The 21,378-nt window shown below is 73.4% G+C and carries 11 protein-coding genes; 2 read left to right on the forward strand and 9 right to left on the reverse strand.

Annotated features, from left to right (window positions below):
* Window positions 1–41: 41 nt before the first annotated feature.
* Window positions 42–548, forward strand: coding sequence for a helix-turn-helix domain-containing protein (locus ACIBEC_RS29210; RefSeq protein ID WP_360498933.1), 507 nt, complete (start codon window positions 42–44; stop codon window positions 546–548).
* A gap of 251 nt (window positions 549–799) precedes the next feature.
* Window positions 800–2,134 carry a hypothetical protein gene (locus ACIBEC_RS29215; RefSeq protein WP_396289251.1) on the forward strand — a complete coding sequence of 445 codons (1,335 nt, stop codon included), beginning with the start codon at window positions 800–802 and terminating at the stop codon, window positions 2,132–2,134.
* Between the two features lie 229 nt (window positions 2,135–2,363).
* On the opposite strand, the gene ACIBEC_RS29220 is transcribed toward ACIBEC_RS29215, so the two are convergent.
* From ACIBEC_RS29220 to ACIBEC_RS29260, 9 genes are all read right to left on the reverse strand, one after another.
* Window positions 2,364–3,431 (reverse strand): hypothetical protein, encoded by a 1,068-nt coding sequence (locus ACIBEC_RS29220; protein ID WP_360498931.1) that lies wholly within the window; start codon window positions 3,429–3,431, stop codon window positions 2,364–2,366.
* Entirely contained in the window at window positions 3,428–4,270 is an 843-nt protein-coding gene (locus tag ACIBEC_RS29225) for an ABC transporter ATP-binding protein (RefSeq protein ID WP_360498929.1), read from the reverse strand. The genes ACIBEC_RS29220 and ACIBEC_RS29225 overlap by 4 nt, the downstream gene beginning before the upstream one ends.
* A complete protein-coding gene (locus tag ACIBEC_RS29230) occupies window positions 4,267–4,713 on the reverse strand; it encodes a GntR family transcriptional regulator (protein ID WP_360498927.1) in 447 nt (148 codons plus the stop codon). Before ACIBEC_RS29230 ends, ACIBEC_RS29225 begins: the two co-directional genes overlap by 4 nt.
* A 135-nt stretch (window positions 4,714–4,848) precedes the next feature.
* The gene (locus ACIBEC_RS29235; RefSeq protein ID WP_360498925.1) at window positions 4,849–5,904 is read right to left on the reverse strand and encodes an NADP-dependent oxidoreductase; all 1,056 of its coding nucleotides are present in this window, start codon (window positions 5,902–5,904) and stop codon (window positions 4,849–4,851) included.
* Window positions 5,901–7,565, reverse strand: coding sequence for an NAD(P)/FAD-dependent oxidoreductase (locus ACIBEC_RS29240; RefSeq protein WP_360499067.1), 1,665 nt, complete (start codon window positions 7,563–7,565; stop codon window positions 5,901–5,903). Before ACIBEC_RS29240 ends, ACIBEC_RS29235 begins: the two co-directional genes overlap by 4 nt.
* Before the next feature lie 44 nt (window positions 7,566–7,609).
* Entirely contained in the window at window positions 7,610–9,340 is a 1,731-nt protein-coding gene (locus ACIBEC_RS29245) for an NAD(P)/FAD-dependent oxidoreductase (protein ID WP_360498923.1), read from the reverse strand.
* Window positions 9,327–18,569, reverse strand: a complete 9,243-nt coding sequence (locus ACIBEC_RS29250; protein WP_360498921.1) for a non-ribosomal peptide synthetase/type I polyketide synthase — start codon at window positions 18,567–18,569, stop codon at window positions 9,327–9,329. The genes ACIBEC_RS29245 and ACIBEC_RS29250 overlap by 14 nt, the downstream gene beginning before the upstream one ends.
* Window positions 18,570–18,636: 67 nt before the next feature.
* Window positions 18,637–19,494 (reverse strand): sterol desaturase family protein, encoded by an 858-nt coding sequence (locus ACIBEC_RS29255; protein ID WP_360498919.1) that lies wholly within the window; start codon window positions 19,492–19,494, stop codon window positions 18,637–18,639.
* A 281-nt stretch (window positions 19,495–19,775) separates the two neighbouring features.
* On the reverse strand, window positions 19,776–21,203 hold the full coding sequence (locus ACIBEC_RS29260) for a helix-turn-helix transcriptional regulator (RefSeq protein WP_360498917.1): 1,428 nt from the start codon (window positions 21,201–21,203) through the stop codon (window positions 19,776–19,778).
* Between the last annotated feature and the right edge of the window lie 175 nt (window positions 21,204–21,378).

The following is a 21,378-nucleotide window of genomic DNA, read 5'->3' on the forward strand; positions in this document are numbered from 1 at the left end:
AGCGATGGGTTTCCTCAGGGAACCCAACTACCCTGGTCGCCATGACCCGCACCTCGCTCGCCGACGTCGCCTGCTCCATCGCCCGCGCCACCGACCTGTTCGGCGACGCCTGGACGGCGCTGATCATGCGGGACGTCCTGACCGGCATCCACCGCTTCGACGACCTGGCCCACGACCTGGGCATCTCCCGCAAGGTCCTGGCCGCCCGGCTGGCCCGACTCGTCGAGGAGGGCGTACTGGTCCGCGAGCAGTACCAGGAGCACCCGCCGCGCGAGGAGTACCGGGCCACCGAGAAGGGCGCCGAGCTGCACTCCGTGCTGATGGCACTGATGGCCTGGGGCGACCGGTGGTACGCGGGCGAGGCCGGCCCGCCGGCCCGGATCCGCCACCTGGACTGCGGGCACGACACCACGCCCGTGACGGCCTGCGGCCACTGCGGCGGGCCGGTCACCGCCGCCAACACCACCGAACTGCCCGGCCCCGGCGGCCGGATCGGCCCCGGCACCCGGGTCCTCGGCCCGCTCCTCGTCGCCCGCGCCAGGCCGTAGGGCCGCCGCCGACGCCAGGCCGTAGGGCCGCCGCCCGCGCCAGGCCGCGACGAACGATGCGCACCGACCGGCGGCCGCCCGGGGCCTGCTGTTCGCCGGGCCGTCCGCCGACGTAGGGCCGACGTAGGGTCGGCGTTCGCCGAACGCCCGCAGGCTGGCAACCCTCCGCCAACTCCCCCACCCGTGGAAGGGTTGCCACCGTGTCGAGTTCCCCCCGCCGCCTGCTGCCGCTGGCCGTCGCCGTCGCGGCGGTGCCCGTGCTCGCCCTGCCCGCCGTCCCGGCCGCAGCGGTGACGTACGGCACCCCGACGATCACCTTCTCGGCCGGTTACCTCTCCGGCGCGGTCGGCGCCACCGGCGACCCGACCGTGACCGTGACGGTCGCGCAGAGCGGCGCCTCGGCCTCGGCGCTGGCCGTCGCCGCCTCGGCCACCACCCGCAGCACCGTGGCCCGCACCGGCGACGTCACGGTCACCGGCACCGGCGGCGCCCGCACCCTGGCGGTCGCCGCCCAGGGCGTCGGCTACACCGACCTGACCATCAGGGTCACCGGCCTGGGCGGCAAGAGCGCCACCCGCACCCTGCACTACGCGGCCTCCGCCGCCGTCCGGTACTCCGCCACCAGCCGCTACCTCACCGGCTCCAGCGACGCCTCGGCCGCCGTGGACGCGGGCGGCGGCTACATCGTGGTCGGCGACGACGAGTCCAACACCCTGCGCCTGTACGACCGCAACAACTCCGGTGCCCCGGTGCGCACCTGGGACTTCAGCACCGCCCTCGGCGTCTCCAAGGAGATCGACATCGAGGCCGCCACCCGGGTCGGCAACACCATCTACTGGACCGGCTCGCTCGGCAACAACAAGGACGGCGTGGTCAAGCCCGACCGGCAGACCGTGTTCGCCACCACGATCACCGGCTCCGGCGCCACCACCCAGCTCTCGCTGGCCGGCCAGTACCACGGCCTGCGCGACGACCTGATCGACTGGGACTCCGCCAACGGCGACCGCTACGGCTTCGCCGCCGGCGCCGCCGACGGCCAGGTGCCCAAGCAGATCGACGGGTTCAACGTCGAGGGCCTGGAGTTCGCCCCCGGCAGCACCAGCACCGCCTACGTCGGCTTCCGCGCGCCGCTCACCCCGGCGGTCACCGGCGGCCGGGCGCTGCTGGTACCGGTCACCAACTTCCCGTCCCTGCTGAACGGTTCCGCCGCGCACGCGACCTTCGGCGACCCGATCGAACTGGACCTCGGCGGGCTCTCGGTCCGCGACATCCGCCGCAACGACCTCGGCCAGTACCTGATCGTGGCCGGCTCCTGGGCCGCCGAGGACAACTCCGCCCCGTACGCGCTCTACCGCTGGGACGGCCGGGCCGGCTCCCAGCCGGTCAAGCTGATCGACCTGCCGACCGGCGACTACGGCGCCTGGGAGGCCGTCCCGGACGTCCCGAACCTGGACACCCCGGGCGCCGCCGCGCAGCTGATCACCGACGACGGCTCCGCCGACCTCTACCAGGACGGCACCAACGCCAAGGACCTCACCCACCCCGAGTGGAAGAAGTCCCGCAGCACCTGGTTCACGCTCAACTGACGCCGCCCCGGGCCCCTCGGCATCCACACCGAGGGGCCACGCCAAGTTCCTCACGCCGCGGGCCCCGCGCCGAGGGGCCCGCCCGCATCGGACCAGGCTCGGACCTTGTGCCAGGACGGCACCTGGGCCCTGTCCTCCACCGCGTAGGCACCGAACAGAGCGGGCGCCTCGGCCCGCATCGGCTCGCCGATCCGCCCGACTCCGCCCCCTCCCCGGCCCCCGGCCCCCGCTACACCGTGGTCCGGGCCCGGCGCACCAGCCACCAGGTCACCGCCAGGGCGACCACGAACAGCCCGAGGTTCAGCCCGTTCTCGATCAGGTGGAAGGTGCCCAGCCGGCTCGCCGGCTGCAGGCTCTGCTGGATGCCGGTCAGCCCGTGCTCCCGGAGGCAGGAGGTGAAGGCCGCGGCCCGCCCGTCGAGGATGTTGCCGCACCACTGCCCCATCACCTCGTTGTACGGGTGGAGGTGCCCGGCCGCGTCGACGAACGGCGGCTTGCCGCCGTCCAGCAGCAGTTCGTTGGCCACCGGCGTGAACGGGTCCATACCCTCGCCCCGCTCGGCCGCGAGCGAGATCGTCCGGGTCGCCGGGTCCATCAGGTGCGGCCGCAGCTGCTCCATCAGCATCGTGCGTGCGCCGAAGGCCCCGAGCACCACCACGAACGCGGGCAGCAGCCGGCGCAGCGCCGCCCCCACCGCCACCCCGACCATCCCCCAGGCGAGGGCGAGGGTGAGCGGCAGCCAGCCGCCGGCCTGGAACAGTGTCCCTTCGAACAGGCTGCGCCGGGCACCGAGGTGGACGAGGTTCGCCACGTGCAGGCACTCGGCGGCGAGCACGGCGGTCAGCACGCCGAGGACGGTGCCGAGCACGGCGAGCTTGCCGAACAGCCACCGCAGCGGGCTGATGTCCTGGGACCAGGCGAGCAGTACGGTGCGGTGCTCGTACTCCTTGGCCAGCAGCGGCACCCCGACGAACATGCCGAGCATCGCGGGCAGGAAGACGACCAGGTTGAGCTGGTAGCCGGCGATGTCGGCGCCGTGGTTGATCCTGGCGAGCCGGTCGTCGGCGACGGCCTTGGCGCAGTCCGGCCCGTGGCACAGGTCGAGCGCGTGCTGCAGGTCGGCGGCGTTGACGACCATCCAGGCGAGGACGGCGGCCGTGAGGAGGGCGGCGCCGATCAGCTGCCCGCGGTGCTGGCGCCAGGTGAGCCAGAGGATGCCGCGCCACAAGTTCCCCCGGGCGGCGGGCGCGGGCCGGGTGGCGGCGGCGGGCGGCGGGGTGGTGGCGGGGGCGCTCACCGTCCGGTCTCCCCGAGGGAGGTCTTGAGGTAGCCGAGCACGATGTCCTCCAGGGTGACGGGGTGGCCGGTCCAGCCGGGCGCGTCGAGCGGGGTCGCCGCGCCGAGCAGGGTGCGCACCACGAAGGTGGACTGCCGGGCGGTGTGGTTCTCGTGGACGGTCTCCCCCTCGACGGGCGGCCGTTCAGCCCGCGGGCCGCTCAGCCGGACGTGCTGGGCGAGGAGGTCCTCGACGTCGCCGTCCAGGATGTTCCGGCCGTGCGAGAGGAGCAGCAAGTGGTCTCCCACGCCGGCGAGTTCGGCGACGACGTGGGTGGACAGCAGCACCGTCATGCCGGTCTCGGCGACCTCGCCGAGCAGTTCGCCGGTGACGGCCTTGCGGGCGACCGGGTCGAGGTTGGCCAGCGGCTCGTCCAGCAGGAGCAGCGACGGGCAGGCGCCGAGCGCGACGGCCAGCGCGACCTGCGCCTGCTGGCCGCCGGAGAGCTTGTCGCAGCGCCGGTCCAGCGGGATGTCGAACCGCTCCAGCCAGCCCAGCGCCCGGGCCTGGTCCCAGACGTGGTTGGTGTGCCGGCCGAAGTTCAGCATGTCGGTGACCTTGAAGTCGCGGTAGAGCGGCTTGTCCTGCGAGAGCAGCACCACCCGGCCGTCCGTCCGGTACTCGCCCGCGGTGGGTTCGAGCATGCCGCTGACGATGCCCAGCAGGGTGGACTTGCCCGCGCCGTTGGCGCCGACCAGTGCGACCACCCCGCCGGCCGGGAGCGTGAAGCTGCAGTCGTCCAGGGCGGTCACGCCCCGGTACCGCTTGGTCAGCCCGCGTACCTCCAGGGCCGCGGTCACGCCTTCGCCCCCTGGCGCGCGGCCGCCTGGCGTGCGGCCCCCTGGTGCGCGTCGCGGTCGGCGGCGGCCGACTCCTCGGCGAGCACGGCGGTGACCAGGGCCTTGACGTCCTCGTCCTCCAGCCCGGCCGTGCGGGCCTCCGCGACCCAGCGGGCGAGCCCGGTGCGCAGCCGCGCCATGTCGTGGGGTTCGACGGCGCCGAGCGAGCCGGTGACGAAGGTGCCGGAGCCCTGCCGGGCCTCGACCAGGCCGCCGTGCTCCAGCTCGCGGTAGGCCTTGAGCACGGTGTTGGCGTTGACCGTGCACGAGACGACGACGTCGCGGACGGCCGGAAGGCGGTCACCGGGCTTGAGCAGTCCCAGCCTGAGCGCTTCCCGTACTTGCTTTACGAGTTGCGCATAGGCCGGGAGGCTGTCCGTCCGGTCCACATGGAATTCGATCACGGGGCGTCTCCTCGGTGGATGAGGTCCTGAGGCCTGCCCCTGAATTGTTATGGTCTAGTAGAACACCAGTCAACCACTACAGCGAAACACTTTCCGATCAGTGCCGAGCAGTGCCGTGCAGTCGGGCGCGGCCGCTCAGAGCTCGACCAGCACCTTCCCCCGGCTCACCGAGCGGTCCTGGTAGAGGCTGCGGTACGCGGCGGGGATACCGTCGAAGCCCCGGTGGACGGTCTGCTGGTACGTCAGGTCGCCGCTGCGGACCAGCGCGCCGATGTCCCGCCGCAGCGCCGCCCAGTTCTCCTCGGTGAACCACTCCAGCGAGAAGATGCCGCGGATCGTGGTGCGCGGGTACATGATCATCGGCAGCAGCCGGGGGCCCGCCCAGCCGCCGCCGACCTGGCTCCCCCACTGCCAGCAGACCGCGACACGGCTCTCCACCGCGAGCATGCCGAAGACCACGTCGGTCAGCACCCCGCCGAGGCTGTCGAAGTAGCGGTCGATGCCATCCGGGGCGAGCTCGGCGAGTTCCTTCTCCAGTCGCTCCGGAGCGTCGCCGTCGCGGTACAGCACCACCCCGTCGAAGCCCAGCTCCCACAGCCGTTCGGCCTTCTCCGGCGTCGCCGTGGTGCCGATCACCCGCGCACCCCGGTGCTTGGCCAACTGCCCGACCACCGAACCCACCGCCCCGGAGGCCCCGCTGACCAGCACGGTCGCACCGGCGCGGACATCGAGGAACTTCTCGACCGTGCCCCAGGCCGTCATCCCCGGCCCGCCCAGGACGCCGAGCGCGGTGGAGAGCGGCAGCGCCTCGTCGTAGTGGGCAGGGTCCAGCCGGCGGAAGGCCGGGAAGACCATCGGGAAGGTGCCGGTCTGCCACAGCCTGGGTGCGCCGTTGCTGATCAGGTGGCTGCGCCAGCCGCCGAAGCCCTGCACCAGGTCACCGGCCGCGAACCGCGCGGCCGGCCCGGCGTCCAGCACCTCCATGATCGAATCGGCGCCCATGTGGTCGCCGATCGGGGTGTCCAGCGCGATGCCCTGAAGGTACGGGTCGACCGAGACGTACCGGGTGCGCAGCAGCATCTCGTCGGCGGCGAGCCGGACGTCCAGCTCCTCCACGACCTTGCGGTACATCCGCTCGATGTCCGGCACACCGTCCACGTGCTCCCGGACGGTCCACTTCTCGATCCTCACGAGGTGACTCCAAACTGCCGGTCGACGGGTCCGACCGGTTCGATGAGCAGGGTGGGCGGCGGCGCGTGGTCGTCGATCTCCGCGGTGAACGGCTTGCGGTCGTCCCGGCAGATGAACTGGACGACGTGCCGGCCGGCCGCCGCCGCCCGGATCAGACCGCCGGTGGTCGCCCACACACCGGAGAGGTAGAAGTTCGCGAGGCCCGGCAGCCCGGGGCCGTTGCGCTTGATCTCCTCCTCCAGGGTCTCGCCGCTCTCCACGAAGGGCTGCCAACCCAGCACCGTGCCGTCGTAGTTGCCCGTGTAGCGGACCTGGGTGAGCGGGGTCGAGACGTCCTTGACCGCCACCGCGTCCTTCAGGCCCGGGTGGTGGCCGTCCAGGAACCCGATCACGGCGTCCCGCACCCGGCGCTTCTCGCGCTGGTACTCCCGGCCCCGGCCGACCGGCAGGGTGTGCAGCTCCTCGCCGCGCCGCAGCCGAGGCGACTGCTCGGGGCCGGTGCTCAGCTCCCGCCAGGGGGCGATGTCGCAGAAGTAGCTGGCGTACACCACGGTGGTCCCGGCCGGGGACAGCTCCGGGTAGTGCCGGCTGCGGAACTGGACGTTGATGCTGGGGTGCCGGATGCCGGTGAGCCGGGCGGCGAGCTCGTCCTCCAGCAGGTAGGTGGTGCACGGGTCGCCGGCGGGGAAGGGGCGGCGCAGGCCGAGGAAGACGGTGAGGTACCCGGGGAAGACCATGCCGGGCTCGGTGATGGTCCTGGTGTACAGCCGGCGGTAGGTGTCGTTCAGGTAGCGGCCCTTGAGCAGGTCCAGCATGGTCGTCCGGCCGTCGCAGGCGGCCACCACGATGTCCGCCCGCACCTCCCGGCCGTCGCTCAGCCGCACCCCGACCGCCCGGTCCCGCTCGACCAGGATCTCGGTCACCTTGGCGTTGTACGTGATCTCGCCGCCGAGCCGCCGGTAGCGCTCCTCGATCGAGTGCGCCAGGCCGAGCGAGCCGCCCTCCGGCACGCCGGCCGACTGCCCGGCGTGCGAGGCGAGTTGGAAGTAGGTCGGCAGCACCGGGAAGTTGGGGTGCTTCTCGTACAGGACGAAGTTGAACGCCTCTCGCAGCAGCGGGCTGCGGAACCGCGCCGCGTAGTCGCTCATCAGCACCGTGATCGAGCGGCGGATCACGTTGAAGTACGGCAGGAAGGAGGCGAGCATCCGCCACCGCTCCCGCCGGCCCATCAGCCCGACCGGCTTGAGGAAGGGGTAACGGGCCAGCGCCAGGCGGAACTTGCGCAGCCCGGCGCAGAACTGCCGGATCTGCCGGGCGTCCTCCGGGGCCAGCTCCAGCAGGTGGGCCTCCAGCCGGTCCGGGTCGGAGTAGAAGTAGACCGCCCGGCCGTCCCGGGTGCGCACCACGTTGAAGACGTCGAAGTTGCGCATCAGCTTGCCCTGCAGGGCGCCGAGCTCCAGCCAGATCCGGTGCATCTCGTTGCCCGGCCCGCTGCCCAGCAGCCAGCTGACGCAGCAGTCGAAGGTGAACTCGCCGCGGTCCCAGCCGGTGCAGCAGCCGCCGGGGATCTCGTGCATCTCCAGGATCCGGGTGCGGTAGCCGTTCATCTGCGCGTAGCAACCGGTGGACAGGCCGCCGAGGCCGCCGCCGATGATGACCATGGTCTGCCTGCTGCCGGTGGCCGTCCCGCCGGTGGTCGTCCCGCTCACTCCGCCACTCCCACTTCCACGTCCGCGACGCCCACGTCCGGCACTCCCACGGCCGGTACTCCCACGGTGGCCCGGTCGAGTTGCGGCAGGTGGCCCCACTTGCCCGCGTGCCAGGGTTCCCGGTTGTCGCTGGGCCAGGCCCGGAACGGCCGGCCGAGTTCCCGGCAGAGGTACTGCGCGGCGTACCGTCCGCTGGTGGCGGCCCGGATCAGCCCGCCCAGGGCGGTCCACTGCCCGGCCATGGAGAAGCCGCTGAGGCCGGGCAGCCGCATCCGGTCCCGGTTGACCAGCCGGTTGGCGACGTCCTCGGCCTCGGAGAAGGCCTGCCAGGCCAGGATGCTGCCGTAGGTGTTGCCGGTGAACCGTTCGGTGGTCACCGGCGAGGCCACGTCGACGAGTTCGATCCGCGGGCCGAGCCCGGGGTAGGTCCGGTCCAGGAAGCCGCGGACGAACGCGGCGACCTCCTGCTTGCGCGCCCGGTACGCCCGGCGGTCCCGGACCCGCAGGTCCTTCCAGGAGCGGTAGTCGCTGAAGTAGGTGCAGTGCAGCACCGACTTGCCGGGCGGCGCGAAGCCCTCCGCGTAGGCCGAGCGCAGTTGCACCACCAGGCTGTGCTGCAGCGAGCCGGGCAGCCGGGCGCTGTCCTCGGGCGTCAACAGGTAGGTGGTGCTGTGCGGTTCGCCCTCCGGCAGCGGGCCGTCGATGCCGACGAAGGCGGAGACCACGGCCGGGTACAGGTTGCCCGGCTTGTCGATCAGTTCGCCGTAGAGCCGGTCGGTGGCGGGGCTGGAGTAGCGGCCCTCCAGCAAGCGGTCGAGTACCGTCGGACCGTCGCAGGCGGCGACCACGTGGTCGGCGAAGTGCCGTGATCCGTCCCGGAGTTCGATGCCGATGGCGCGTCCGTCCTCGATCAGGATCCGCTCCACCCGGCAGCGGTAGCCGATCACCCCGCCGAGCGAGGTGTACCGCTCCTCCACCGAGCGGGCCAGCCCCAGCGAACCGCCCTGCGGGAAACCGGCGTTGCCGTTGTGCGCGGCGGCCAGTGTGTACAGGTACGGCAGCAGCGGGAAGCCCGCGGGCTCCTGGAGGAACATGGTGGGGAAGGCCCGGCGCAGTAGCGGGTCCTGGAAGCGCTCGGCGAAGCCGCTCATCGGGGTGGTCGCGGTGCGCCAGAACAGCCGGAAGGCGGGCAGGACGGCGCGCAGGGTGCGCAGCCGCTCCGCCGTGGTGCGCATCGGCGGCGGGGTGAGGTCCCAGGGCAGGTCGACGGCGACGAAGCGGCGCAGGTCCCGGCAGAAGGCCCGGATCGGCTTGGCGTCGTCGGGGGCGAGGGCGAGCAGGTGCTGTTCCAGCCGGTCCGGGTCGCCGTAGAAGGTGACGGCGCGGCCGTGTTCGTCGACGACCCGGTTGAAGATGTCGAAGCGGGTCACCGATTTGCCGTCCAGGGCGCCGAGTTCCTGCCAGACCTGGTGCGCTCCGGTGCCTTCGGCGGTGCCGATCAGCCAGTCGATGCAGTAGTCGAACAGGTAGCCGTGCCGGGACCAGGCGGTGCAGCAGCCGCCGGGCAGCACGTGTTTCTCGAAGATCCGGGTCTCCAGGCCGCTCATCTGCGCGTAGCAGCCGGTGGCGAGGCCGGCCAGGCCGGCCCCGATCACGATGACCCGGGGCGGGCCGCCGGGGGCCCGCTCCCTCGTGGACCAGTCCGGTCCGCGGTCAGCCGCGGCCATCGGCGGCGCCTCCGGCCAGGATGGCGCCCGCCAGTTCGGCGTTGCGGGCGGCGTACTCGCCGTCGAGCATCTCGGCGTGGCTGCCGTGGCCGGCGTACACGGCGGTGCCGGTGGTGGAGGCGCCATGCCAGGAGCCTTCCTCGCCGCCGACGTGCACGCTCAGCCGCTCGCGTTCGCAGACCACGTCGAGTTGGGCGCGTACGGTGCCCGTGTTGGGGGTGCGGCTGGAGAACTCCAGGTAGTCCCGGGCCTGTTCGAGGGTTTCCCGGGCGACGATCCGCGAGCCGGTGTGGCGGTGCAGGTGCTCGTGGAGTTCGCGCTCGAAGACGGCCACGTGTTCCGCGCCGAGGTCGAAGGCGTCCAGGACCCGGTAGGCGTCGACCAGCAGCACCGAACCCACCGTGCGGCCCCGGCGTTCCAGCTCTTTGGCGACCTCGAAGGCGAGGTTGCCGCCGAGGGAGTAGCCGAGCAGGACGTACGGTCCGGCCGGGTGCAGTTCCTCGACCAGGTCGGCGTACCGGGCGGTCTTGTCGTCGCCGGTCAGGTAGTTGAAGGCGGCGATCCGGTGCTCGGGCAGGTGCGCGGCGAGCTGCCGGTAGACCAGTCCGTGGCCGCCGGCCGGCGGGAGGCAGAAGACCGTACGGCCTTCGGTCGCCGTGGCGTTGAACCAGAGGTAGGGCTGGCCGCCGGACACCTCGCCGGTGATGATCTGCTCGACGGTGCGGGCCATGCCGTGCAGGGTGGTGACCTTGAACAGCAGGCCGACCGGGATGCCGATGTTGAACTCGGTCTGCAGGTGGTGGATCAGCTCGATGAGCCGGATCGAGCTGCCGCCGAGTTCGAAGAAGTCGTGCTGCAGGCCGACTTCGTCCAGGCCGAGCAGGTTGCGCCAGTGCTCGGCGACCCTGGTCTCGTAGAGGGTGACGGGGGGTTCGTGCTGGGCTCCGCCGGTGTCGGCCTTCGGCTCCGGGAGGGCGGCGAGGTCGACCTTGCCGTTCGGGGTGAGGGGCAGGGCGGGCAGTTCGGTGAGGTAGGAGGGGATCATCACGGTGGGCAGGTGCTCGGCCAGGTGGCGGCGCAGTTCACGGCGGTCCAGCACGGCGCCTTCGGCGGGGACCACGTAGGCGGCCAGGACGGCTTCACCCGAGGCGTCCTGGCGGACCGCGACGCAGGCCTGGGCGAGTTCGGGGAGGGCGGTGAGGTGGGCCTCGATCTCGCCCGGCTCGATCCGGTGGCCGCGGACCTTGACCTGGTTGTCGATCCGGCCGAGCAGGTGCGCGGTGCCGGTGGTGTCCCAGTGCCCGAGGTCGCCGGTGCGGTAGAGCCGTACGGGCGTGCCGTCGAGCTCCAAGGTGGCGAAACGGTGGGCGCTCTGCTCCGGATCGTTGGGGTAGCCGGCCGCGACGCCCGCGCCGCCGATCCACAGCTCGCCGGGCACGCCGGCCGGGACGGGCTCGCCGTACGGGTCGAGGATGTACAGCGCGCTGTTCGGAAAGGGCCGGCCGATCGGCACCATCCGGCCGGGTTCGAGTTCCTCGGCCGCGCCCTCGTAGTAGGTGCTGTCGACGGTGGCCTCGGTCAGGCCGTAGGAGTTGACCAGCCGGGTCCGTTCGCCGCACAGGGCGCGCAGCCGGCGGTGCTCGGCGGCCTTCCAGGAGTCGGAGCCGACGATGACCAGTTTGAGGAAGTCCAGCCGCAGGCCGTCGCGTTCGCAGTGGGTCAGCAGGGCGCGGGCCACGGCGGGCACGAACTCGCCGCAGTCCACGGCTTCCTCGCGCATCACCCGGTGCAGCCGGGCGGTGTCGAAGAGCAGCTCGCGGTCGACCAGGACGAGGGTGCCGCCGCTGCCGAGCGCTCGGGCGAGGTCGCCGGAGAAGACGTCGAAGGCTGTCCCGGCCATCTGCAGGTGGACCCGGGCCTCGGTGTCCAGCCGGTACTCCGCGCGCCAGCCGGCGGTGACGGCGGCCAGGCTGCGGTGGTCGACCCGGACCGCCTTCGGGCGGCCGGTGGAGCCCGAGGTGTGGATCACATAGGCGGCCCGGTCCGGGTCGGCGGCGGGCAGCGGCCCGGCGGCGTCGGCGGGCCGGTCCAGGTCCTCCAGGGTGACCGGCTCGGCGGGCAGGTCGGCGGCGGGCGGGCGCCGCTCGTCGACCACGACCAGGGCGGCCCCGGCGTCGGCCACCTGGAAAGCCAGCCGGTCCGCCGGGTGCCCGGGGTCGAGCGGGAGGTAGGCGGCGCCGGCCCGCCAGATGCCCAGCAGGGTGGTGATCAGCTCGGGTGACTTGTCCAGGCAGACGGCCACCACCGAGCCCTCCCCGACGCCCAGTTCGCGCAGCCGTACGGCCGTGCGCTGGGAGCGCCGGTCGAGCTCGCCGTAGGTGAGGCGCCGGACCCCGTCGCGGCCGGGCGCGACCACGGCGACGGCCTCCGGGTGCTCGGCGGCGGCCTTGGCGATCAGCTCCGGCACCGGGGCGTCGTGGTCGATCCGGCGTTCGGCGCCGCTGAACCCGGTGAGGATCTCCCGGCGTTCGGCCGCGTCCAGCATCCGCAGCCGGCCGACCGGCTCGCCGTCGGCGGCGCGGGTCATGGCGTCCAGCAGGTTGCGGTAGTGCGCGGCGAGCCGCCGGACGGTTGCGGGCTCGAAGAGGTCGGAGTTGTACTTGAAGACGCAGTGGAAGCAGCCGTCCGCGCGGTCCTCGTAGGCGGACAGTGTCAGGTCGAACTGTCCTTCTTCCTCCGGGAGTTCGATGTACTCCAGGCGGTAGCCGAAGCGTTCCACGGCGACCTTGTGGGTGAGCAGGATGAACATCGCCTGGAACACCGCGGAGCGGCTCGGGTCGTGCTGCAGCCCCAACTGCTCGACCAGCAGCGGGAAGGGGTACTCCTGGTTGTCCAGTCCGCCGAGCACGCTCTCCCGCACCCGGGCCAGCAGCTCGGCCACGGTCGGCTCCCCGGCCAGGCTCACGTGCAGCGGCAGCGGGTTGACGAAGTAGCCGTAGACGGAGGCGAACTCCTCCTGGGTGCGGCCGGTGACCGGGCTGCCGACCACGATGTCCGGCTGCCCGGACCAGCGGTGCAGCAGCAGGTAGTAGGCGCCGAGCAGCACCATGAACGGGGTGGCGTTGTGCGCACGGGCCAACTCATGGACCCGGTCGGTGAGTTCGGTGTCCAGCCGGAAGAACTCGGAGGCGCCGTTGTGGGTCTGCACGGCCGGCCGGGGCTTGTCGGTGGGCAGCGCCAGCACCGGCATCTCGGCGGGCAGGTGCCCGCGCCAGTAGTCGAGCATCCGCTGCGCCGCGGGCCCGGCCAGGAAGCGGTTCTGCTGGTTGAGGAAGTCCAGGTAGCGGGCGGCGACCGGGGGCAGTTCGGGGGTGCGCCCCTGGCGCAGCGCCTCGTAGACCTCGAACAGCTCCTCGATGAAGGTGAAGGTGGAGATCGCGTCCGAGACGATGTGGTGGACGGCCTTCATCAGCACCCAGCGGTCCGGCCCGCGCCGGAACAGCCGCAGCCGTACCAGCGGGTCCGCGTCGAGGTCGTACGGCCGCCGGTACTCGCGGACGATCAGCTCGTGGATCTCCTCCCACGGGCGGCCCTCGACGTCGAACAGCCCGGTGTCGGCCACGGCCTCCTCACGGATGCGCTGGAGGGGCCGGCCCTCCTCGGCCGTGACGTTGGCGCGCAGTGCGGGGTGGCGGGCGACCAGGTGGCGGAACGCGGCGAACACCAGCTCCGGGTCGAGCACCGCGCGCACCTCGACGGCACCGCCGATGTTGTACGCGAAGCCGTCCGGGTGCAGCTGGCGCAGGAACCAGAGCGCCTGCTGGTTGTGGGTGAGCGGGTAGCGGGACTCGTCGGTGTGGAGTTCGATCTCGGCCCGGTCCGGGCCGCCGTCGGTGGAGAGCCGCTCGGCCAGGCCCGTGGTGAGCAGGTCGACCAGGTCGCCGACGGAGCCGTTGCTGAGCAGGGCCACCACCGGCAGGGCGACGCCCAGTTCGCCGTGCACCCGGGCGCGCAGCTCCATCGCGAGCAGCGAGTCGAGGCCGTGCGCGCCGAGCCTGGTGTCGGTGCCGATCCGCTCGGAGCCGATCCGCAGCACGGCCGCGGCGGCGGCGGTGAGCCGTTCGGTGACCAGTTCGAGCCGGGTCTGCGGGTCGGCCGCCCGGTAGGCGTCCAGGAAGCCGCCGGTCTCGGCCGGGGCCTGCTCGGCGGCGCTTGCGGCCAGGTCGGCGACCAGCGGCGGCGGCGCGGGGTACCAGGCGAGGAAGGTCGGCCAGTCGACCACGGTGGCGACCAGCAGCTGGGCGCGGTCCTGGCCGAGGACGCGTTCCAGGACGGCCGTTCCGGCGTCCGGGGGCAGCGAGCTCATGCCGCGGGCGTCGCGGTAGTGGGCGACCAGGCCCAGTTCCTCGATCATGCCGGTGGCCCAGGGCCCCCAGTCCAGGCTGAGCGCGGGCAGGCCGTCGGCCCGGCGGTGGTGGGCGAGGGCGTCCAGGAAGGCGTTGCCGGCCGCGTAGTTGGTCTGGCCGGCGGTGGTGAGCAGCGAGGCGACGGAGGCGAACAGCACGAAGTGGTCGAGCGGTTCGTCGCGCAGCAGCCGGTGCAGCAGGTGGCCGCCGGCCACCTTGGGGGCGTATCCGGCGTCGAAGGCCGGGCGGTCCATCTGTGCCAGCAGGGTGTCCCTGACCTGGCCGGCGAGGTGGAACACGCCCCGGATCGGCGGGCGTTGGTGCTGCCGGTAGTCGGCGAGCCAGGCGGCGAGCGCGGTTTCGTCGGTGACGTCGACCGGGGCGAGCAGCGGTTCGGCGCCGAGCGCCTGGAGTTCGCGCAGGAAGGCGATCCGCTCCCCGGCGGGGGTGCCCGGGTCGGTGGAAGCCCACTGGGAGCGCTCGGGCAGGGCGGTGCGGCCGACCAGGATCAGCCGCCGGGCGCCGCGCTTGACCAGGGTGCGGCAGAGCAGTCGGCCGAGGGCACCGAAGGCGCCGGTGACGAGGTAGCTGCCGTCGGGACGCAGGACCGGCGGCAGCGGCCGGGTGAGGCCCTCGGCCTGCCGCAGTCGGCTGGTCAGGCGGCGGCCGGCCCGCAGCGCGATCTCCTGCTCGTCCCGGGCGGCGAGTTCGGCGAGCAGTGCCCCGGCCTGGTCGGTCGCGGTGACGGCCGGGTCGAGGTCGATCAGGCTGCCGCGCTGGGTGACGAGTTCCTGCTGCCACAGCACGCGTCCGATGCCCCAGGCGGGGGCGCCGAGCGGTTCGACCCGGTCGCCGGGGGCGGCGGGCTGGGTGCCCCGGGTGACGATGTGCAGCCGCCCGTCCGGGAGGGCGGCGGGCAGGGCCTGGGCGAGGGCGATCACGGAGTAGGCGCCGAGGGTGGCGAGCCCGTCGAGCCGGTCGGCCGTGGTGGCGTCGAGGGCGGGCAGGTCGAGGTTCCAGAGGTGGACGACGGTGTCGTAGCCGGGTTCCAGGGAGGCGAGCAGCCGCCGGACGTCCTCGGCGGAGTCGGGCCGGACGGTCGAGTGTCCGTCGCCGTGGTGGTACTGCTCGCCGGGCCGGACGAGGTGGCAGCGGGCGCCGCGCTCGGCGGCGAGCGCGGCCAGCCGCTCGGCGAGGCCGCCTTCGTCGGCGAAGAGCAGCAGGTCGCCGGGGGTCTCCTCGGCGGTCGGCGCGGGCGCCTCCACCCAGGCGACCTCGGTGAGCCAGCCGTCGATGGTGGCCAGGCCGACCGAGGCCGGGGCCTGGGCGACGTCGGCGACCCGGAACCCGGTGATCCGGCCGAGCGGGGTGCCGTCCTCGGCGTGCAGGGCGATGTCGCCGACGAGTTCCTCGCCGCTGTCCCGGGTGACGGTGGCGTGCGCCCAGAGCGGCCGGTCGCCGATCTCGTCGAGCCGGACCTCCTCGATGGCGACCGGCAGCCGGACGCTGCCGCCCTCGGGCGTGTGCAGCGTGGTGGTGAGCAGGGTCTGGAAGCAGGCGTCCAGCAGCACCGGGTGCAGGTGGTGGTCGGCCGCGCCGGGGCCGAGTCCGGCGGTCGGCCGGATCCGGGCCAGCGCCTCGCCGGGGCCCGCCCACACCTCCTCGATGGCGCGGAAGGCGGGCCCGTAGTCGTAGCCGCGCTCGGCCAGCAGCCGGTAGCAGTCCGGCCCGTCGAGGTGCTGCCCGTGGGCGTCCGGGGCCGAGACGTCCAGCGCGGGCCCGTACGAGCGCCGCTGGCCGGTGCGGACCCGGCCGCAGGCGTGCACGGTCGGCTCGCCGCCGGCCGGGGTGGCGGCGACGGTGAAGCGGGCGTCCTCGGGCGCGTAGCCGAGCTGGACGGGGACGGGTTCGGTCTCGGAGAGGAACAGCGCCCGGTTGAGCTCGACCTCGGCCAGCACCACCTCGGTGCGGCCGGTCAGGGCGCGGACGGCCTGCGCGGCCATCTCCAGGTACCCGGCGGCCGGGAACACCACCTGGCCCTCGATCCGGTGGTCGGTCAGGTACGGCAGCCGCTCGGGGTCGAGCGCGGTGGTCCAGCCGGGCTGGGCGCTCGCGGTGCGGCGGCCCAGGAGCGGGTGGTCGACCCGGCCGAGCCGGACCTGCTCGACCGGCTTGGGCTCGATCCAGTACCGGTCGCGCCGCCAGGGGTAGGCGGGCAGCGGCACCGGGCGGCCGGCCGGGTGCAGCGCGTCCCAGCTCAACTCGACGCCGAGGGTGTGCAGTTCGGCCAGGCTTCGGGCGAAGCGTTCGGGCTCGTCCTGGCGGCGGCGGATCGACGGCAGGGTGTGCGTCCGCTCGGCGCACTCGCGGATCGCGTGCCCGAGGACGGGGTGCGGGCCGAGTTCCAGGAACAGTCCGTGCCCGTCCTCGGCCATCCGCTCGACGGCGGCCCGGAACCGCACCGGGTTGCGGACGTTCTCCCACCAGTACCCGCCGTCCAGCTCCGGCCCCCGGGCGAGTCCTTCCCGCGCCGTCAGGTAGAGCGGCAGCCGCGCCTCCTGCGGCTTGATCGCGGCGAGCGCGGCGGTCAGCTCGTCCCGGATCGGGTCCATCCGCACGCTGTGGTAGGGGACTTCGACGTCCAGCAGGCGAGCGAAGACGCCCTGCAGCTTCAGTTCCTCGGCCAGCTCGCCGAGGGCTTCGGTGTCCCCGGCCAGGGTCACCGCGGACGGGCTGTTGACCGCCCCGAGCGAGATCCGGGTGCGGTACGGCCGGATCCGGCGCTCCGCCTCCGCCTCCGGCAGACCGACCGCGAGCATGCTGCCGGTGCCGGCCAGCCGCTGCTGGAGCCGGCTGCGGGCCAGCACCACCCGGACGGCGTCGGCGAGGTCGTACACCCCGGCCTCGTGGAACGCGGCGACCTCGCCGGTGCTGTGGCCCACCACCGCGTCGGGGCGCAGGCCGTGGCTCCGCCAGAGCGCCGAAAGTCCCACCTGGACGGCGAAGTTGGCGGGCTGGGCCAGCCAGGTCTCGGCCATCCGGGAGTCCGTCTCGTCCCGGTCCAGTTCCGTCAGCAGCGACCAGCCGGCCTGCTCGCGGATCTCCCGGTCGACGGCCCGCACGGCCTCCCGGTACACCGGCTCGCTCTCGTACAGGCCCCGGCCCATCCCCCACCACTGCGGGCCCATGCCGGTGAACACCCAGGCCAGACGGCGCTGTCTGCGTTCCCGGGCCCGGCCCTGGACCACCCGCGGGTGCTCCTCGCCGCGCTCGCAGGCGGCCAGCGCCTCGTCCAGGTCCTGCCGCGACGAGTACGTGACCGCGAGCCGCTCGGGCAGGTGCTGGCGGCGGTGCGCCAGGGTGTGGCCGAGGTCGGTGAGCGAGGCCCCGGTGGCGAGCTCCTGCCGTACGGCGGCGGCGAGTTCGGGCAGTCCGGCGGTGTCCTTGGTACTCAGCGGCAGGACCGTGAAGACGGGCTCCGCGACCGCCGCGGCGGGCCGGGGGCGGGGCGGCTCCTCCAGCAGGACGTGCGCGTTGGTGCCGCCGAAGCCGAAGGAGTTGACGCCCGCGCGGGCCGGGCCGCGGTGCTCGGGCCAGTCGACCGGCTCGGTCGGGATCTCGAAGGGCAGCGCGGCCAGGTCGATGCCGGGGTTGGGCCGCTCCAGGTTGAGGTGCGGCGGGATGCGGCGGTGCTTGAGGGCGAGGGCGGTCTTGATCAGCCCGGCGACGCCGGCGGCGGCCTCGGTGTGCCCGATGTTGGTCTTGACCGAGCCGACGTAGCAGTGGTCGCCGGAGCGGCGGCCGATGCCGAGCACCCGGCCGAGCGCGGCGGCTTCGATCGGGTCACCGACCGGGGTGGAGGTGCCGTGCGCCTCGACGTACTGCAGGCTGCCGGGCAGCACCCCGGCCTCGGCGCAGACCCGCTCGATCAGGGTGACCTGGGCGTCGGCGCTGGGGACGGTGATGCCGTTGGTGCGGCCGTCCTGGTTGACGCCGCTGCCGAGGATCACGGCGTGCACCGGGTCCCCGTCGCGCTGCGCGTCGGAGAGGCGCTTGAGCACGACCACGCCGACGCCCTCGGCCCGGACGTAGCCGTCGGCGGAGGCGTCGAAGGCGCGTGATCGGCCGTCCGCGGAGAGGAAGCCGCCCTTGGTCTCGGCGATCGTGTACTGCGGCGCAATGTGCAGCAACGCGCCGCCGGCCAGGGCGAGTTCGGTCTCGCCGCGGAGCAGGCTCTGGCAGGCCAGGTGGACCGCGACCAGCGAGGAGCTGCAGGCGGTGTCGATCGAGACGCTGGGGCCGCGGAAGTCGAAGCAGTGCGAGATCCGGTTGGAGACCATCGTCATCATGGTGCCGGTGGCGGTGTGCGCGGCGATGGTGGCGAAGTCGAGGTCGGCGAACTGCAGGATCTTCCAGTCGAGGGTGAAGGCGCCCATGTAGACGCCCACGTCCCGGCCGGCCAGCTCGCCGGGGCGCAGGCCGCCGTCCTCCAGGGCCTCCCAGCTGACCTCCAGGAGCTTGCGCTGCTGCGGGTCCATGTGCTCGGCCTCGCGCGGGCTGATCCCGAAGAAGTCCGGGTCGAAGGTGTCGAAGCCGTCGATGTAGCCGCCCCGGCCGCCGATCAGCCGCCCCGGCTTGGCCCGGTCCCGGCTGCCCAGGGTGCCGGTGTCGTACCGGTCGGCGGGCGTGTCGGTGAGACAGTCCCGACCCTCGATCAGGTTGCGCCAGTAGGTCCGGTGGTCGTTGGCGTGTCCCGGCAGGCGGCAGCCGATACCGGTGATCGCGATGGGCTCGCGGGGCACGGCGAAGGGCGAGGAAGTCATGATCCAATCCGAGGGTGATGGCGTGACGCCGGGGACACGGGCTAGGGGGCGGCTGCGCGGACCGGAGTCAGACGGACTGCTCGGTGGTCTTCGCCCGGCGCCAGGGGTGCAACAGGCTGGCGCCGAGCTCGCCGGTCGTGGGGAACGCGGTCGGGTCGGTGAGGCCGACGGCGGTGGGCACTCGGCCGGGCCGCCAGGTGAAGCTCCCGAACACGTGGTCCCACAGCGAGAGGTCGGAGGAGTAGTGGCCGGCTTCGGCGAGGTCGGTGCTGTGGTGCAGGCGGTGGAGTTCCGGGCCGGCCAGGACGTGGCCGAGCGGCCCGAGGTGGACGTCGATGTTCGCGTGGACGAAATACCCCTGAGCCAGAACGAATATTCCGACCACGAACACTGAATCCGCCGAGAATCCGATCAGCGCCAACGAAATCTGGACCACGGACTGTGCGAAGAAGACGTCCAGGAAATGATTCACGCCGTTGTTCGCGACGTTCACCTTCTCCGGGACGTGGTGCACGCCGTGCAGCCGCCAGAGCCACCGGTTGCGGTGGGACCAGCGGTGCACGAGGTAGTCGCCGAGCGAGCCGACCAGCAGCGCGAGTGGAATCTCCGCCGCGAAGGGCAGCGCCGGGTGCGCCGGACCGAGCAGTTCGACCAGCGCCGTCACGAACCCCTGGGCCAGTGCGCCGCCGATCATGCTCAGCACGAAATAGACGCTGTACCATCCGAGTTCACGCCGGTTCGGATGCCAGTCGGTCCGGTACGGGATCAGCCGCTCCAGCACCGCCAGGTATCCGATGACGGCCACCAGGACGAGCGGGGAGACCCGGTCGGGCGCCCAGTGGAAGTGCAGGGTCGCGACGGCGACGCACAGCACACCCAGGAGCAGGAGCGGATGGGCGAGCCGGCGGGCAATGGCGTGCAGCACGCGCCCCCCGTTCTTCGCGGACTAACGACTGGAAACGTCAGAGACTCTAGCGGGACCCGATGGCCGGGGCAGTCATTCGACGTGTTAACGCCATGAATGACCCGATCGGCGGACCATACGCGCACGAAGTTGACGCTCGGGCGGCGTGAAGGGGGCGCATTGTGCGGCAGAAACGGGAGTTGTCGGGGTGCGGCACGGTCACACCGCCGGGTGAGCGCCGTCGAGCGCCCTGCCCGTGACAGCAGCCGGTGACGCCCGCCCGCGACGGCCGACCGCCGCCCTCAGGCCCGTACCAGCTCCGCCAGCCGCCTGGCGGCGCGCGGTTCGTACGCCGCCAGGCGGTCGCGCAGGCCGCGCAACTCGTGCGCGACCAGGGCGGGGAGGGCGGCGGCCGCAGTGGCCTCCAGGGCGGGGCCGAGGAGTTCGACGGCCGCGCGCGGATCGTGCGCGCAGACCAGGCAGTCGGCCGCCCGGACGACGAACAGCAGGCGGCTGGACGGGAGTTGGGTCGGGCCGAGCAGGCCCAGCGCGGTCTCGGTGGCGCTCAGCGCCCGGCGGGCCAGTCGGGGGTCGTCCCCCGCCGCCGCGAGGTCGCGCAGCGCGGCGGCCGCGGCGGACTCGACCCGCATCCGCATCGAGGCGATGGAGAGCCAGGGCACGTCGACCTCGTCCTCGGCCCCGATGTGGTCCAGGTGTGCCCGGGACAGGCCGATCTGCCGTACGGTCGCCGGGACGTCGCCGGTCAGGGCGTGCGCGCGGGCCCGGCTGATCCGGCCCATCGCGCCGGCCCAGGGCCGGCCGGGGGCGACCCGGTCGATCTCGCGGGCGTAGCCGAGGGCGGCTTCCGGGTCGCCGTCCAGCCGGCCCAGGATGCTCAGGTCGCTGAGCGTGCCGACCTGGGTGGCCTGGTCCCCGGCGAGCCCGGCCCAGATGAGCGCGCGGTCGTAGCAGGCCATCGCGGTGGCGTTGCGGCCGTCCTGCATGCGCAGCGCGCCGGCCGCGTGGGCGTGCTCGGCGGCCAGTCTGGCGAGCGGACGGCGCTGCGCGGCGGGAGCGCCGGCGAGTCGGGCGAGCACGGCGTGCAGGGTGCGTTCGACGGCGCCGGCCAGGCCCGGCCGGTCACCGGTCTCGCCGGATCGCAGGTGGGCGGCGAGCAGTCCGGTCAGGGCGTGCGCGGTGGCCGCGTCCAGCGGCGGGGCGGCGGCCGGGTCGGCGAGCGCCGCGGGGGCACAGAACTCGGCGTGCAGTGCGGCCAGTTCGGCGGGCGCGGGGACGTCACAGCCCTCGGCGTCGTGCAGCGGGCAGAGCAGGCCGTAGTCGGGCAGCCGCGCCGGGGCGGGCGCGGCGGGGGCCGGGCCGACCGGGGCGACGCCGGGCAGCGGGGGCCGCAACAGGGCGGGCGAGAAGGAGTCGAGGGCGCAGAGCTCGGCGGTCTCGGCGCGCAGGCAGGCGGCGCTCACCTCACCGCCCGCGCCGAGGAGTTCGTCGATCCGGTCGGCGACCCTGGGGGTGACCCGGCGGGCCCCGTGCTCGATCTTGCTGACCGCGGTGTGGTCGTAGCCGATCCCGGCGCCGAGCTGCGCCTGGGTGAGGCCGGCCCGGCGCCGCCAGTGCCGCAGCCGGGCTCCGAACTCCCGCCAGGCGCCTCGGCCCTGGCCGGTCGGCGGTGCCGGAATCCCCGCCGAAGGGGCCACTCGGTTCCGCTCCACGGCTGCCTCCCCGGGGGCGTGGCGCCGTCCCCGGCCGATCGCGGGGCCCGCCGACGATTCCAGTGGTTCCGACAACTCCGCCGGCTCCGGCGGCTCGGATGACACCGGCGACTCCGGCGACTCCGATGACCAGGACGGTACTCGATGGCCACCCGCGCCGTACATGACGTGGTCT

Source organism: Kitasatospora sp. NPDC051164 (assembly GCF_044455625.1).
Classification (GTDB): Bacteria; Actinomycetota; Actinomycetes; order Streptomycetales; family Streptomycetaceae; genus Kitasatospora.

Excerpts from the sequence above, each read along its gene's own strand:
- ACIBEC_RS29245 (WP_360498923.1), bottom strand. The coding sequence starts at position 9,340 with ATGGCCGCGGCTGACCGCGGACCGGACTGGTCCACGAGGGAGCGGGCC.
- ACIBEC_RS29240 (WP_360499067.1), bottom strand. The coding sequence starts at position 7,565 with ATGGTCATCATCGGCGGCGGCCTCGGCGGCCTGTCCACCGGTTGCTAC.
- ACIBEC_RS29250 (WP_360498921.1), bottom strand. The coding sequence starts at position 18,569 with ATGACTTCCTCGCCCTTCGCCGTGCCCCGCGAGCCCATCGCGATCACC.
- ACIBEC_RS29210 (WP_360498933.1), top strand. The coding sequence starts at position 42 with ATGACCCGCACCTCGCTCGCCGACGTCGCCTGCTCCATCGCCCGCGCC.